A 13,561-nucleotide genomic window follows, 5' to 3' on the forward strand; every position below is an offset into this window, starting at 1 on the left:
CGCCTCAAGACCCTGCTGGCCGCCCCGGTCATCGTCGACCTGCGCAACGTCTACAAGCCGCATGAGATGGTCCGCCACGGCTTCACCTACGCCTCGGTGGGGCGCGGGGCGGCGGCCGAGGGCGGCGAGGGCGCGGGTCTCAAGGCCGACGAGCGCCAGATGGACGCCGTCCCGAACTAGGCGGGAAGGTCCGCGCCTCCGCCGCCCCTCGGGCGGCGGGGCCGGGCCGGCGATCCAGAAAAAATCCCAGGGGGAAACGCATCCGGAGCGCGGCGATGGCGGTGAACGCCGTCGATAGCGCGCGCCTGGACTGTCCGCTTGGACTGAACGCCCTGGACTGAATGCGACGTCGCGAACTGCACAATGGATCTGAAGTCATGACCGCACAGCGTAGCGTCAAAAAGCCCAAGGTTCTGGCGGTTTGCTCCAGTGGCGGCCACTGGGAGCAAATGATGATGATCCGCGACGCCTTCAAAGGCGCCGATCCGGTCTTCGTCACGACTTTGCCCGGTTTGGCTGAGAAGTCGGGCGTCGAGAAAGCCTATGTCGTGCCGGACTGTAACCGGGACAATATTGGGGCCAATCTTCGCTGTATGAGGGATCTGCTTTCGATCATCCGGTCCGAGCGGCCAAGCGTGATCATCTCGACCGGCGCCGCGCCGGGGCTGCTGGCCATCGTCATCGGCCGGTTCTTCGGCGCCCGGGGCGTCTGGGTGGACAGCATCGCCAACTCCGAGCGGCTGTCGATGAGCGGCAAGATGGCCGGCTACGTCGCCAACCTCTGGATCACCCAGTGGAGCCAGCTGGCCACCGCCAAGGGCCCGAAATACTACGGGAGCGTCCTGTGATCCTGCTGACCGTCGGCACCCAGCTGCCCTTCGACCGCCTGGTCGACATCATCGACCGCGTCGCGCCCGACACCGGCGAGGAGGTGTTCGGCCAGATCGGCAAGAGCGCGCTGTCGCCGCGCAACTTCACCTTCCAGGAAAACCTGCCGCCGCGCGATTTCGAGAGCAAGATCACCTCGGCGCGGGTGCTGGTCTCGCACGCGGGCATCGGCTCGATCCTGACGGCCCGCAAGTACAACAAGCCGATCATCCTGTTCCCGCGCCTGGCCGCGCACAACGAGCACCGCAACGATCACCAGCTGGCCACCTGCGCCCAGCTGAAGACCCAGGCCGGCATCTATGTCGCCACCGACGAGAGCGAGCTGCGCGCTCTGCTGCTCGACAAGGGCCTGGTCTCGGGTTCGGAGGATCCGGGCGCGGCGGTCAAGCGCCGGCAGCTGACCGACGCCATCGGCGCCTTCATCGGCGGCGGCGCGTGACGACCGCGCACGATGATCGCCAGAAGGTGCTCTATTACGTGGAGCGCTACCTGCCGCCGTCGCAGGCCTTCGTGGCCCAGCAGGCGCGGGCCCTGGCGCGCTACCAGCCGGCGATCCTGGCCGGCAGCACCATGGCGAGCCTCGATCGCGACCTGATCGGCTTTCCGGTGCACGACATCCGCGCCTCGCCGGCCATGCGGGCGGGCGAGTTCGCTCTGAAGACCGTGCGCCTGCCGGCGCCGGCGCTGTTTCCGGCCGTCCGCCAGGCCGACCTCGTCCACGCCCATTTCGGCAAGAACGGCTACGTGATCGGCCCCCTGGCGGCCCGCGCGGCCGGCAAGCCGCTGGTCACCACCTTCCACGGCTTCGACGCCACCTTCGCCGGCAAGGCGGCCGACGTCGACGGCTTCAACCAGGTGCGGTTCTTCGCCAAGGGCCGCGAGCAGATGGCCAGGGGCGGCGGCTGGCAGATCGCCGTCTCCGACTTCATCCAGGACCGCCTGCTGGCCCTGGGCTTTCCGCAGTCGCGGGTCTTCCGCCACTACATCGGCGTCGACACCAGCCTGTTCTCGGCCCCGACCCGGCCGCGCCGCAAGGGCCTGGTGGTCTCGGTCGCCCGCTTCGTGGAATACAAGGGCCACAAGCTGATGATCGAGGCGCTGGAGCGTGTGGCCAAGGCCGGCACGCCCGTCGAGTTCATCATGATCGGCGAGGGCCCGCTGCGCGACGAGATCGAGGCCCTGGCCCGCCGCTCGCTGCCCAAGGTCGAGGTGCGCGAGAAGCAGACACAGGCCCAGATCCGCGACCTGCTGTCGGAAGCCGAGCTCTATCTGCATGGCGCGGTGACCCTGGCCAACGGTCACGCCGAGGCCTTCGGCATCGCCAACCTGGAGGCCCAGGCCATGGGGGCGCCCGTCGTCGCCTTCCGCTCGGGCGGGGTGGGCGAGGCGGTGGAGGAGGGGGCGACGGGCTTCCTGGCCGCCGAGCGCGACGTGGCCGCCATGGCCGACCACATCGGCCGTCTGCTGAACGACCAGCCGCTGTGGAACGCCTTCAGCGAACGCGCGCCCAGGATGGTGGCCGAACGCTTCGACATCCGCCGCCAGACCGCGCTGCTGGAAGACTATTACGACAGCGTCCTCGACGCCCATAAGCACGGGGAGGCGCGCCGATGACGTCCCAGATCCAGCCGCAGACCAAGCCCAAGGGCGTGAAGCCCAAGTGGAGCCTGAACGTGTTCCGGCCGATCCGGGACGCGATCATCAATGTCCGACGGGCCTACTACAACAAGGTCTGGGGGATGCACATCCACCCGACCGCCTCGTTCTCGCTGAGCGCCAAGTTCGACCGCACCAACCCCAAGGGCGTGCATGTGGGCGAAGAGACCTACGTGGCCTTCGACGCGGCGATCCTGACCCACGACCTGACCCGCGGCCTGTATCTGAACACCTATATCGGCCGCCGCTGCTTCATCGGCGCGCGCAGCATCATCCTGCCGGGCGTGACCATCGGCGACGAGTGCGTGATCGGCTCGGGCGCGGTCGTCACCAAGGACATCCCGCCGCGGTCGCTGGTGGCCGGCAACCCGGCCAAGATCATCCGCTCGGACATCAAGATCATCTCGCGCTACGGCCGCATGGCCCGCGAGGACGAAATCGAGGCGGCCAACGTCGCCGCCCTGGCCCAGGGAGCCGCCGAATGAAGATGTTCTTCTACCGCGGCAAGCACGAGAACTTCGGCGACGAGCTGAACCACTGGCTGTGGCCGCAGATCCTGCCGGATTTCTTCGACGAGGACGAAAGCGACCTGTTCCTGGGCATCGGCTCGATCCTCTACGACAATTTCGATCCGGACATCCGCAAGATCGTCTTCGGTTCGGGCTGGGGCGGCTACACCAAGGCGCCGACGCTGGACGACAAGTGGACGGTCTATTTCGTGCGCGGCAAGAAGACGGCGCAGGAGCTGGGCGTCGACGAGAGCCTGGGGATCGGCGACAGCGGCATCCTGATCCGCAGCCTGTGGGACGCCGGCAAGGTCGCCAAGCGTCACGCCGTGTCGTTCATCCCCCACTACGAAAGCGCCATGTACGGCGCCTGGGAGAAGGTCTGCGCCAAGGCCGGCATCCACTTCATTGACCCCCGCTGGTCGGTGGAGAAGGTGCTGCAGGAGATCAGCGCCTCGGAAAAGGTGATCTCCGAGGCCATGCACGGGGTGATCATCTCGGACGCCCTGCGCGTGCCGTGGCGGGCCATCGTGCCGCTGGACCCGGCCAACCGCGCCAAGTGGTACGACTGGGCCAGCGCCCTGGACGTCTCGATCGACTTCGACACCCTGGGCCCGTCCAATCCGGTGGAGGCCCTGGCCGCCCTGCGCAAGGACACGGCCTGGCGCAAGGCGATCACCTTCCGTCATCGCCGCATCCGCCAGCTGACCGGCGACATGGCCTTCGGCTCGGCCGGAGCGACCTTGCAGGCGGTGGCCGCCAAGCCAGGCCAGCTGAGCACCGACGCCGCCATCGAGGCCGCCCACGCCGCCATGCTGGCCCAGGTCGAGAAGCTGAAGGCCGACTTCGCGCCGGCGGCGGTCCGCGACGTCCAGCCCGTCGAGCAGTGAGGGCCGGCCGATGAGCAGCCTTTCCGCCACCGTCATCCTGTCGTCCTACAACGGCGAGAAGCGGCTGCCGAACACGCTGGATTCGTTCGTGCGCCAGGACCTGCCCAAGGACGGGTGGGAGATCATCGCCGTCGACAATAACAGCAGCGACGGCACGTTCGAGCTCCTGCGGTCCTATGCCGACCGCCTGCCGATCAAGCCGTTCCGGCACGTCACGCCCGGCAAGTCGAGCGCCCTGAACGAGGCGATCGCCCGCGCCCAGGGCGAGCTGCTGGTCTTCACCGACGATGACGTCGAGGCCGCGCCGCACTGGCTGTCGTCGATCGTCGAATGCGCCGCCGCCCATCCCGAGGTGTCGGTGATCGGCGGCCGCATCGTTCCCAACTGGGAGCGGCCGCCGGGCGATGATCCGCTCTACACCTGGCTGCCGCTGGGCTCGACCTTCGCCATCGTCGACGACCTGCCCACGGGGCCGTGCGATCCGTCGAAGATCTGGGGTCCCAACACCACGATCCGCGCCAGCGCCTTGGGCGGCGAGCGCTATCGCGAGGACATTGGGCCATTGCCCGCCAAGCTCTACGCCATGGGCGAGGATTCCGAGATCGTCATGCGGCTCGCGGCGCGGGGCCACAAGGCCTACCACTGCGCCGAGGCGCAGGTGCGCCACTTCGTGCCGGCCTCGAACATGTCGGCCGACTGGGTGCAGAAGCGGGCCGAGCGCCTGGGCTTCGGCATCCCGGCCCTGCAGCCCGAGAAGATCCCCGGCGGCCCGCGCGTCGGCGGCGTGCCGGTCCGGACCTGGCTGGAGACGGCCAGCTGGGGCGCGCGCAGCCTGATGCTGTACCCGCTGCCCAAGTCGCGCCTGCGGTTCTGGGCGATCTGGAAGCTCTATTACATGCGCGGCCTGATCCAGGGCATCCGCCACTACATGCCGGCGGCCCGCGCATGAGCGATCCGATCGACACCCAGGGACCGGCGCAAGCGCCGGCCGGCGGCGCCAGCGGCATCGGCTCCAAGGCCGTGAAGGCCTCGGTGTGGGTGATGGGGGGGGTGGTGTTCACACGCCTGGCCAACCTGGCGATGACGGTGGTGCTGGCGCGCATCCTGCTGCCGCAGGACTTCGGCCTGGTGGCGCTGGCCACCACCGTGCTCCTGATGCTGCAGGCGATCACCGACCTGTCGCTGGGCAACGCCCTGATCCACAAGCAGGACGCCGACCGCGCCGACTACGACACCGCCTTCACCCTGGGCGTGCTGCGCGGCCTGCTGCTGATGGCGATCATGATCGGCGCCGGCGCGGTGATGGTGAAGGTCTACAACGACCCCCGCCTGTTCGCGATCATGGCCGCGATCAGCGTGCGACCGCTGATGGCCGGCCTGATGAGCCCCTACTACATCACCCTGGCCAAGCACCTGAAGTTCTCGGTGGTGATCGCCATCGAGAGCCTGGCGGCCGTGCTGCAACTGGTCGCCGCCGTGGCGGTGGCCTGGACCACCCACAGCTACTGGGGGATCGTCGCCGGCGTGATCGCCGCGGGCCTCGTGCCGCTGGTGGCCAGCTATCTCTATGCGCCGTATCGGCCGCGCTTTTCGCTTGCCTCGACCAAGCTGATCCTGGGTTTCTCGATCTGGGTGACGCTGAACCAGTTCATCACCGTCATCGGCAACCGCTTCGACAACCTGGTGATCGCCGGGGTGCTCGGCACGGCCACCTTCGGCGCGTACAACGTCGGCAACAACATCGCCACCATGCTGACCCAGCAGGCCATCCAGCCGCTGGAGCGGGTGTTCTTCCCCAGCTTCGTGCACATCGCCGCCGATCGCGACCGCCTGCGGGCCGCGTTCCAGCGCAGCCAGTCGTCGCTGTTCGCGGTGGGCCTGCCGCTGGGCGTGGGCCTGGCGCTGGTGGCCGAGCCGCTGGTGTCGCTGGCCCTGGGGCCCAAGTGGCATCTGGCGGCCGTCGTCATCCAGCTGATCGCGCCGGTTCTGGGCGTGCAGGTGGTGTTCGGCGCGGTCAACGCCGTGGCCTATGCCCAGGGCGCGACCAAGGATCTCTTCCAGCGCAGCCTGTGGCAGACGCTGGTCCGGGTGCCCGTGGTGCTGGCCGGCCTCTATTTCTGGGGGCTCACCGGCCTGCTGGTGGCGCGCATCCTGTCGGGCGGCCTGCTGCTGTCGGTGCTGAACCTGATGCTGGTGCAGAAGCTGACCGGCCTGACGCCGCTGGAGCAGGTGAAGGTCACCTGGCGCTCGCTGGTCAGCACGGTGGTGATGATCGCCGCGGCCCTGGCCGCGCGTTCGCTGTTCCCCAACGTGGAGCATCACGCCGACGCCCTCTACGCCACCGTGGCGATCTCGATCGCCGGCGGGGCGGCCTATGTGATCACCCACGCGGCGGTCTGGTTCATGGCCGGACGCCCGGGCAACAGCATCGAGGCCGAACTCGCGCGCCTGCTGTCGAAAACCACCGGGCGCTTCGCCCGCCTGCGGAATGCATAAGCCATGGCCAAGTCTCCGCTCTCCCCCGTTCCCAGGATCTCGGTTCTCGTCAACAACTACAACTACGCGGCCTATCTGCCGGCCTGCATCGACAGCGTGCTGTCGCAGGACTATCCGGACTTCGAGCTGATCGTCGTCGACGACGGCTCCAAGGACAATTCGCGCGAGATCATCGCCGGCTATGGCGACCGGCTGGTGGCGGTGCTGAAGGAGAACGGCGGCCAGGCCTCGTCGTTCAACGCCGGCTTCGCCGCCGCCACCGGCGAGATCCTCTGCCTGCTGGACTCCGACGACACCTTCCTGCCGGGCAAGCTGTCGCGCCTGGCCGAGATCTACGCCGGCGACGGTGTCGACTGGTGCTTCGACCGGGTGACCACCGACGAGGAGGCCGGGGCGCCGGGCGAACTGGTGACCAAGCCGGTCGACTACCGCCAGACCCTGGGCCGCGGGCGTTTTCCGAGCATTCCCGTGCCGACCTCGGGCCTGACCTTCCGGCGCGGGCTGCTGTCGCAGATCCTGCCGATGCCGGTGGCCCAGGACGTGGTGCTCAGCGACAACTACCTGAAGTTCGCCGCCAGCTATCTGGGCGCAGGCGTGCTGGTCGACACGCCGCTGACCTTCCAGCGCATCCACGCCACCAACCGCTATACCGGCGCCGTGCAGGCCAGTCCGCTGCGCTCGCGGATCATGATCGCCACCGGCCTGGAGCTGGCCCGCCGCTATCCGGGCCTCAAGAGCCTGGGCGCCAGCCTGGCGGCCGGCGGCTTCGCCCAGGGCGAGCTTTCGGGCAAGGCCCTGCGCGAGCAGCTGGCGGTGGCGACCAACGCCGCGCCCCACCCGCGCCTGGCGGCGCTGGACCTGTGGTGGCGGGTGACGATGAAACGGGCGCGCGCCTCGCTGGCGCCGCGCAAGGCGGCGAAGGCGGGCTGACCATGACCACGACCACGGCCACGCTTGAACCCGCCCAGGCCGCCCCGGCCCAGGCTTCCGACGTCGTACACGTCACGGTCGGCGTGCTGACCTTCAAGCGCCCCGACGGCATCGCCAAGCTGCTGGACTCGCTGGGCGGCCTGACCATGAGCGCCGAACGGCCGTATCGGCTGTCGGTGGTGGTGGTCGACAACGACCCCAAGGGCAGCGGCCGCGTGGCGGTCGAGCCGTTCATGGCCTCCAGCGCCTTCCAGCTGATCTACGCCATCGAGCCCGAGCCCGGCATCCCGTTCGGCCGCAACCGCGCCATGGACGAGGCGCCGGCCGACAGCAAGTTCTTCTGCTTCGTCGACGACGACGAGTGGGTGGTTCCGGGCTGGCTGGACGCCCTGCTCGAGGTGCAGGCGCGCACCGGCGCCGACTGCGTCTATGGTCCCGTGGAGCCGGTCTATCCCGAGAACCCGCCCGCCTACTTCATCAAGAGCCGCGTCTTCGAGCGCAAGAAGAACGAGGACGGCGCCCGGATCGGCTATGCCGCCTCCAACAACGTGATGTTCGACCTGCCGCTGTTCCGGCAGATGGGGCTGCGCTTCGAGGAGCGGATGCGCCATACCGGCGGCACCGACTACCTGTTCTTCAACCAGGCGGTCCGCAAGGGCGCGAAGATCCACTGGAGCGACGCGGCGCTGGTCTATGACGTGGTGCCGGCCAACCGGATGACCTGGAAGTGGGTGATCCAGCGGCAGTACCGCCTGGGCAACACCTTCGCGGTCGCCGACCAGCTGCACGGCACGCCGGCCAGACGCGCCTATCGCCTGGTCTACGGCGCGGCGCGGATGGTGCTGGGGGCGGTGATGTCGCCGGCCCTGCTGATCTCGCCCAGCCTCGGCATGCGGGCGATCATCCACGGGGTGCGCGGCGCCGGCGTCGTCAGCGGCATCCTCGGCCACAGCTATCAGGAATACGGAAAGGCCCAAGGCTAGCGTTCGCGCACGGCTTGGCCCAGTGACCTACCCATGACCCTCGTGAACGACAGTCCCTCGCATCGGCGCGCCGCCCAGGCCAAGGTCAGCGGCGCCGTGCGCCGTGAAAGCCAGCTGAAGACGCTGCTGACGGCCATCCTGATCCTGTGCCTGTGGCGCGCTTCGGGCATGTCCTATGGCTATCCGTCGCGCTTCGACGAGGGCGGCAGCGGCGACAACGTCTTCGTCATGAAGGCGCTGCTCTACAGCCTGATCCCGCTGATCCTGCTCTACGCCGTGCTTGAGGCGGGGCGGGTCAAGCAGATGATCCAGAAGACCCCGATCTCGGTGGTGATCATCTTCACCGCCTGCGTGGCCTCGGTGTTCTGGTCGATCAACATGGGCGCCTCGACGCGCGGCCTGATCGCGGTGTCGCTGATCACCATCGCGGCCCTGATGTACCGGCTGCGCTACGGGGCGGCCGACACCTGGAACACGGTCTATACGTTCATGGTGGTGTCGGCGATCGCCAACGTGGCCTACACCATCGTCTTCCCCCAGTTCGCCATCATGGGCGGGGCCTACCAGGGCATGGTCAAGGGGATGTTCTACCACAAGAACCTGATGGGCCACTTCTTCTCCCTCGGGTTCTTCATCATCTTCCTGAACTCGCAGCACCGGTACGGCCCGACCTTCCATGGGGTGGTCAAGACCGTGGCGACCGCCTGCGCCCTGGGCCTGGTGGTCCTGGCGCGGTCCTCCACCGCCCTGATGATGATCGGCGTGGGCATGACCGTGATCGTCGGCCTCAACGCCACCCGGGCCCTGAAGAGCAAGCCGGCGCGGGTGGGCCTGATCCTGGGAACCACGGTGGTCGTGGCGACCCTGATCGTGGTCTCCTACAACATCGTCATCGCCACCATCGCCGAGGCGTTCGGCAAGGACGCCACCCTGTCGGGACGCTCGAACATCTGGGACCAGCTGCTGCCGCTGGTCTATGACCGGCCGCTGTTCGGCTACGGCTTCGCGGTGTTCCGCCAGCCCGAGGTGTTCGACCAGTTCGTGCGCGCCTCGTGGAACGTCAGCTCGACCCACAGCACCTATCTGGAGCTTTGCCTGAACATCGGCGTGCCGGGCGCGGCGGCGCTGCTGTTCCTGATCCTGGTGCGCCTCTTCGCCAAGATCGCGCCGTCGCCGGCCAGCATTCCGGTCCAGAGGCAGCAGCGGCTGGAGGTCATCATCATCCTGCTGGTGCTGGTGGCCTCGGGCCTCGACGCCGGCATGCTGCTGGCGCCGATCGTGCTGTGGCCGCTGATCGTCATCTCGCTGCCCGCCTCGTTCGAGGCGGCGCCGACCCGCCGGCCCCTGCGCCGCTCGGCCTTCGTGTCGCGGGGCGCGGCATGAGGCTGCTGTCCGGCCTGGGGATGGGGGAGGCGGCGGCCCGGAGCCCGGCGTCCCTGCCCAAGAACCTGGCCCTGGTGCAGGCCCTGCGGGGCGTGGCCGCCATCGCCGTGGTCGCCCACCACACGATCCGGACCTTCACCGTCAAGGCCAGCGCCGGCATCGTCCCGCCGGCCCTGATCGGCGCGCCGGCCTTCTACGACGCCCTGGCCTTCGGCGTGGACCTGTTCTTCGTCATCAGCGGCTTCATCATGGTCTATGTGTCGGGGGCCTACATGGCCTCGGACAAGCCGATCCTGGGCTTCCTGCTCAAGCGCGCGGCGCGGATCTACCCGATCTACATCATCGTCTCGCTGGTGCTGATCGGCCTGAAGGTGATGAACCACGTGACCGAGGGGGCGTCGAGCTTCGACCTCCAGCCCCTGCGGATCGCGACCTCGCTGTTGCTGATCCCGGCGTTCAACGAGGCGGGCGGCGTCCAGCCGATCCTCGGCGTCGGCTGGACCCTGTCGTACGAGCTCTATTTCTACCTGCTGTTCGCCGCCGCCGTGGTGGTGGCGCGCAAGGCGTTCTTCGCGCCGCTGGCGGCGTTCATCCTGCTGGCGATCACGACGTGCAGCCTGCTGCCGGGCAAGGCGGCGATCGTCAGCTTCCTGGCCAATCCGATCGCCATCGAGTTCCTGTTCGGCTGCCTGGTCGCCCTGGCGATCAAGCGCGGGGCGCGGATGCCGCTGCCGTGGCCGGCCATCGCCGTGGCGACCGCGGCCCTGTTCGTCGCGCCGCTGTTCGTGCACGCCGAGGCCTGGCGGGTGCTGTGCTGGGGCCTGCCCAGCGCGGTCATCGTGTTCGCGGCGGTGTCGCTGGAGGCCGACGGCAAGGTCGCGCGGACGCCCAAGGTGTTCGGCCTGGTCGGAGACGCCTCCTACTCGATCTATCTCGTCCACATCCTGATCGTCGGCATCGTCGGCGCGCGCGTCGGCCGCATGGTCAGCGCGGCGATCGGCACGGGCTACGCCAGCACCGCGGCGGTGGCGGCGATCGTGGTGCTGGCGACGCTGGTCGGCATCGCCATGTACTACGTCGTCGAGCGCCCGATCGCCGACTTCCTCGCCAAAAGGATTGGGGACTACGAGCGGGCTCGCCTTGGCCGTGTATCCAAGGTTCCGGCCTAAGCAACTGGCGCCTATATTTGAAGCAAAATTAGGTATTGGGGGTGCGGGGCTCCTTGGTGCATTCTGTGTTTGCTGGGTGAGTAACAGTAAGCCAGAGCGTTGCCATGAAATCCGGGTTCGAGCGTCGTGAAATACTCAAGGTTGGCGTGGCCGCCTTGGGGCTTCCTGGGCTCGCCGCCCTGCCCGGCAGGGCGGGCGCCGCGCCCCGCGCGACCGAGCCGGCGCCGGCCGACGGCTACAGGCTCGACTTCCGCGCCGCCCGCCTGTTCCAGAACGGCCAGGACGCCGGCGCTCTGACCGCCATGCCGGGTCTCGTGATCCGCGCCGCCGGCGGCCTGGCCCTGGGGCCCACGGGCCGGCTGCTGCCCTTCGCCGACGGCCAGCTGCGCCAGCACGCGCAGGCCGGCCTGCTGATCGAGCCGGCCTCGCGCAACCTGTGCGCCAGCTTCAACGCCGCCCCGACCACCAGCCAGGGCTGGTCGGCGGGCGCAACGGTCAGCCTCAAGGTCGTCGACGCCCGCGACGAGCTCTATGCCGCCCAGGATCCGGCCACGGGCGACTACCTGTTCCGCGACCTGCTGGACCAGGGCGTCATGAACGGCATGGTGCTGGAGGCCTACAATTCCGGGTCGGCCTCGGCGGCCGTCACCGCCGCCGGCATGGCCGGGGTCGGCGTCAAGCACACGCTGTCGGCCTGGACCCGCTGCGTGGCGGGCAGCGGCGACCTGCGCCTGACCGGCGGCGCGGCCGGCCCGGCCTACAGCCAGGCCTATTGGGCCCGCGTCGAGCGCGCCGGCCTGACGCCGACCAGCGCCAGCCAGGGCCTGACCATGGCCATTCACGCCAAGGCCCGCATCCGCTGGATCCTGCACCAGCTGGAGCCCAGCGCCCTGGCCACCAGCCCCATCGTCGTGGCCGGAACCTCGGTGGGGCGGGCGGCCGACGAGCTGGTGATCGACAACGCCGGCCTGTTTGGTCAGCCGTTCACGATCGTCGCCGACACCCACATCCGCCGCGCCGGTGATCTGGCCCGCCGCTGGATCACCGTCTCGGGCGGCGACGAGGAGGTCGCCGTCACCCGCTCGGCCGACAACGCCCTGACCCTGACCGGCGCTGGCTCGGCGCACGATGCAACCCTCGCGCCCCGCATTCCCCGCATCCACGGCCCGGGCGGCGCGCGCGTGGCCTTGCAGGTGCGGCCGCAGGGCAGGGTGCTGTCGGTCGGCGGCGCCAACGCCCACGACGCCTTCAACACCTTTCCCGGCAAGCTTTCGCGCCTGACCCTGGGGGCGCGCCCGGACGGGACCGAGCCGCTGGCCGGCTGGTTCCGCAGCCTCGACATCCGGGGCCTTGTGGATCCGCGCGAACTGAAGCTGGCCAGCGCCCCGCCGGCCGACGCCATGGCCCACGACATCGTCCGCTATGTCGACCCTGCGGGCAGCGACACCGCCGACGGCCTGACCCCCGCCACCGCCTGGGCCACGCTGGCAAAGGCCGCCGCCGCCGCGACCGCTCTGCCGTCGGGCGTCCACCTGCTGCTGAGGCGCGGCGGGTCGTGGTCCGAGATCCTGTCGCCGCCGTCCGACTGGTGCACGGTCGGAGCCTATGGTGAAGGCGCGCGGCCGATCGTCGGCGTGGGCCAGGACTACGGCTGCGACGAGAACAACAAGTCCGGCTTCCGGATCGAGGGGCTGCACTTGCGCGACTGGAAGCTCAAGGGCTTCAACAACTACGGCTTCAACAGCCACATGCTGTGGGACTGCGAGATCGGGCCCATCGCGGCCGGGCAGGCCGAGACCAACCGGGGCGGGGTGACCAGCCGCAATTTCAGGAACTTCTACATCGGCGCCTGCCACGTGCACGACGTGATCGGCGACGATGTCTTCCTGCAGACCACCAAGGGCGGCTGGGTGATCTCGGAGGGCAATCGCTACGACCCGGCCAACGGCGCCGAGGCCGACAACTTCCAGCTCAGCGACAACCAGGGCGCCCAGGTGCGCCTCAGCGGCGATCAGTACGACATGCGCGGCGCCAGCAGCGGCAAGGGCTGCGTCGTGGTCACCGGCAATGCGGGCACGGTGATCGAGGACTTCGTCGCCTACGGTCTGAACTTCGGCATCGGGCTGAACGGCGACAACATGGTCGTGCGCCGGGGCAAGGTCAGCGGCTCGCGCCTCAACGCCTACAGCTGGGGCGTCGGCGTGGGCGAGTCCACGAGCGTACGCCAGCATGTCTACGAGGACCTGGTGATCAGCGACTGCAATCGCGGGGTCTCGATCAGCGGCATCGGCGGCGGGGTGGATTCCGGTCCCGACCGGGCCGACATCACCGTGCGGCGGGTCACCGTGCAGAACTGCCAGACCGGCCTGTGGATCGACCGTCCGACCAGCGGCGACCTGTCGGGCATCGCCTTCGCCGACTGCGCCGTCAATGTCGACAACCGCACCACGGCGATCCCTGCCGACAGCCAGGCCGAAAGCCTGACCCTGCCGCAGAACTAGGCCGCGAGGTCTGGTCAAATTCTAGAGAGGAAAGGGTGGAGGCCCGGCCCGGAATCGAACCGGGGTAAACGGATTTGCAGTCCGGCGCGTAACCACTCCGCCACCGGGCCACCGGGTCGACACGCTTGCGTCGGCGAAGAGGGGGTCTGGCTATCAGAG

General features: G+C 68.9%; 13 protein-coding genes and 1 tRNA gene. 13 read left to right on the forward strand and 1 reads right to left on the reverse strand.

The annotated features are described in order from the left end of the window. The 13 genes from DDF62_RS25070 to DDF62_RS25130 all read left to right on the forward strand — a co-directional run. Window positions 1-180 (forward strand): hypothetical protein (locus DDF62_RS25070; protein WP_133244992.1); only part of this gene is annotated, 180 nt, incomplete at its 5' end. 275 nt (window positions 181-455) lie between these two features. Continuing rightward, window positions 456-848, forward strand: a complete 393-nt coding sequence (locus DDF62_RS25075; RefSeq protein WP_208866938.1) for a glycosyltransferase family protein — start codon at window positions 456-458, stop codon at window positions 846-848. Continuing rightward, on the forward strand, window positions 845-1,327 hold the full coding sequence (locus DDF62_RS25080) for a glycosyltransferase (RefSeq protein WP_165832379.1): 483 nt from the start codon (window positions 845-847) through the stop codon (window positions 1,325-1,327). Before DDF62_RS25075 ends, DDF62_RS25080 begins: the two co-directional genes overlap by 4 nt. Continuing rightward, window positions 1,324-2,502 carry a glycosyltransferase gene (locus DDF62_RS25085; RefSeq protein WP_116491650.1) on the forward strand — a complete coding sequence of 393 codons (1,179 nt, stop codon included), beginning with the start codon at window positions 1,324-1,326 and terminating at the stop codon, window positions 2,500-2,502. The genes DDF62_RS25080 and DDF62_RS25085 overlap by 4 nt, the downstream gene beginning before the upstream one ends. Then, window positions 2,499-3,029 carry an acyltransferase gene (locus tag DDF62_RS26535; protein ID WP_116491651.1) on the forward strand — a complete coding sequence of 177 codons (531 nt, stop codon included), beginning with the start codon at window positions 2,499-2,501 and terminating at the stop codon, window positions 3,027-3,029. The genes DDF62_RS25085 and DDF62_RS26535 overlap by 4 nt, the downstream gene beginning before the upstream one ends. Next, on the forward strand, window positions 3,026-3,940 hold the full coding sequence (locus DDF62_RS25095; RefSeq protein ID WP_116491652.1) for a polysaccharide pyruvyl transferase family protein: 915 nt from the start codon (window positions 3,026-3,028) through the stop codon (window positions 3,938-3,940). Before DDF62_RS26535 ends, DDF62_RS25095 begins: the two co-directional genes overlap by 4 nt. A gap of 10 nt (window positions 3,941-3,950) precedes the next feature. Continuing rightward, the gene (locus tag DDF62_RS25100) at window positions 3,951-4,889 is read left to right on the forward strand and encodes a glycosyltransferase family 2 protein (protein WP_116491653.1); all 939 of its coding nucleotides are present in this window, start codon (window positions 3,951-3,953) and stop codon (window positions 4,887-4,889) included. Continuing rightward, window positions 4,886-6,436: a lipopolysaccharide biosynthesis protein gene (locus DDF62_RS25105; RefSeq protein ID WP_116491654.1), complete on the forward strand. Its 1,551-nt coding sequence runs from the start codon at window positions 4,886-4,888 to the stop codon at window positions 6,434-6,436. The genes DDF62_RS25100 and DDF62_RS25105 overlap by 4 nt, the downstream gene beginning before the upstream one ends. A 3-nt stretch (window positions 6,437-6,439) precedes the next feature. After that, a complete protein-coding gene (locus tag DDF62_RS25110; protein WP_116491655.1) occupies window positions 6,440-7,366 on the forward strand; it encodes a glycosyltransferase family 2 protein in 927 nt (308 codons plus the stop codon). A gap of 2 nt (window positions 7,367-7,368) precedes the next feature. Next, window positions 7,369-8,349 carry a glycosyltransferase family 2 protein gene (locus DDF62_RS25115; protein ID WP_116491681.1) on the forward strand — a complete coding sequence of 327 codons (981 nt, stop codon included), beginning with the start codon at window positions 7,369-7,371 and terminating at the stop codon, window positions 8,347-8,349. A 33-nt stretch (window positions 8,350-8,382) separates the two neighbouring features. Further along, window positions 8,383-9,732 carry an O-antigen ligase family protein gene (locus tag DDF62_RS25120; protein ID WP_116491656.1) on the forward strand — a complete coding sequence of 450 codons (1,350 nt, stop codon included), beginning with the start codon at window positions 8,383-8,385 and terminating at the stop codon, window positions 9,730-9,732. Then, on the forward strand, window positions 9,729-10,901 hold the full coding sequence (locus DDF62_RS25125) for an acyltransferase family protein (RefSeq protein ID WP_116491657.1): 1,173 nt from the start codon (window positions 9,729-9,731) through the stop codon (window positions 10,899-10,901). Before DDF62_RS25120 ends, DDF62_RS25125 begins: the two co-directional genes overlap by 4 nt. A gap of 104 nt (window positions 10,902-11,005) precedes the next feature. Further along, window positions 11,006-13,402 carry a hypothetical protein gene (locus DDF62_RS25130; protein ID WP_133244993.1) on the forward strand — a complete coding sequence of 799 codons (2,397 nt, stop codon included), beginning with the start codon at window positions 11,006-11,008 and terminating at the stop codon, window positions 13,400-13,402. 36 nt (window positions 13,403-13,438) lie between these two features. Here the strand turns inward: DDF62_RS25130 and DDF62_RS25135 are convergent. Next, window positions 13,439-13,512: transfer RNA gene (locus tag DDF62_RS25135), tRNA-Cys, on the reverse strand. Window positions 13,513-13,561 lie beyond the last annotated feature (49 nt).

The organism is Caulobacter radicis, assembly GCF_003094615.1.
GTDB lineage: Bacteria > Pseudomonadota > Alphaproteobacteria > Caulobacterales > Caulobacteraceae > Caulobacter > Caulobacter radicis.

What these genes read in the sequence shown, in the direction of transcription:
- DDF62_RS25105 (WP_116491654.1), top strand. Translation starts at nt 4,886, where the DNA reads ATGAGCGATCCGATCGACACCCAGGGACCGGCGCAAGCGCCGGCCGGC.
- DDF62_RS25095 (WP_116491652.1), top strand. Translation starts at nt 3,026, where the DNA reads ATGAAGATGTTCTTCTACCGCGGCAAGCACGAGAACTTCGGCGACGAG.
- DDF62_RS25130 (WP_133244993.1), top strand. Translation starts at nt 11,006, where the DNA reads ATGAAATCCGGGTTCGAGCGTCGTGAAATACTCAAGGTTGGCGTGGCC.
- DDF62_RS26535 (WP_116491651.1), top strand. Translation starts at nt 2,499, where the DNA reads ATGACGTCCCAGATCCAGCCGCAGACCAAGCCCAAGGGCGTGAAGCCC.
- DDF62_RS25100 (WP_116491653.1), top strand. Translation starts at nt 3,951, where the DNA reads ATGAGCAGCCTTTCCGCCACCGTCATCCTGTCGTCCTACAACGGCGAG.
- DDF62_RS25115 (WP_116491681.1), top strand. Translation starts at nt 7,369, where the DNA reads ATGACCACGACCACGGCCACGCTTGAACCCGCCCAGGCCGCCCCGGCC.
- DDF62_RS25075 (WP_208866938.1), top strand. Translation starts at nt 456, where the DNA reads ATGATCCGCGACGCCTTCAAAGGCGCCGATCCGGTCTTCGTCACGACT.
- DDF62_RS25120 (WP_116491656.1), top strand. Translation starts at nt 8,383, where the DNA reads ATGACCCTCGTGAACGACAGTCCCTCGCATCGGCGCGCCGCCCAGGCC.
- DDF62_RS25125 (WP_116491657.1), top strand. Translation starts at nt 9,729, where the DNA reads ATGAGGCTGCTGTCCGGCCTGGGGATGGGGGAGGCGGCGGCCCGGAGC.
- DDF62_RS25110 (WP_116491655.1), top strand. Translation starts at nt 6,440, where the DNA reads ATGGCCAAGTCTCCGCTCTCCCCCGTTCCCAGGATCTCGGTTCTCGTC.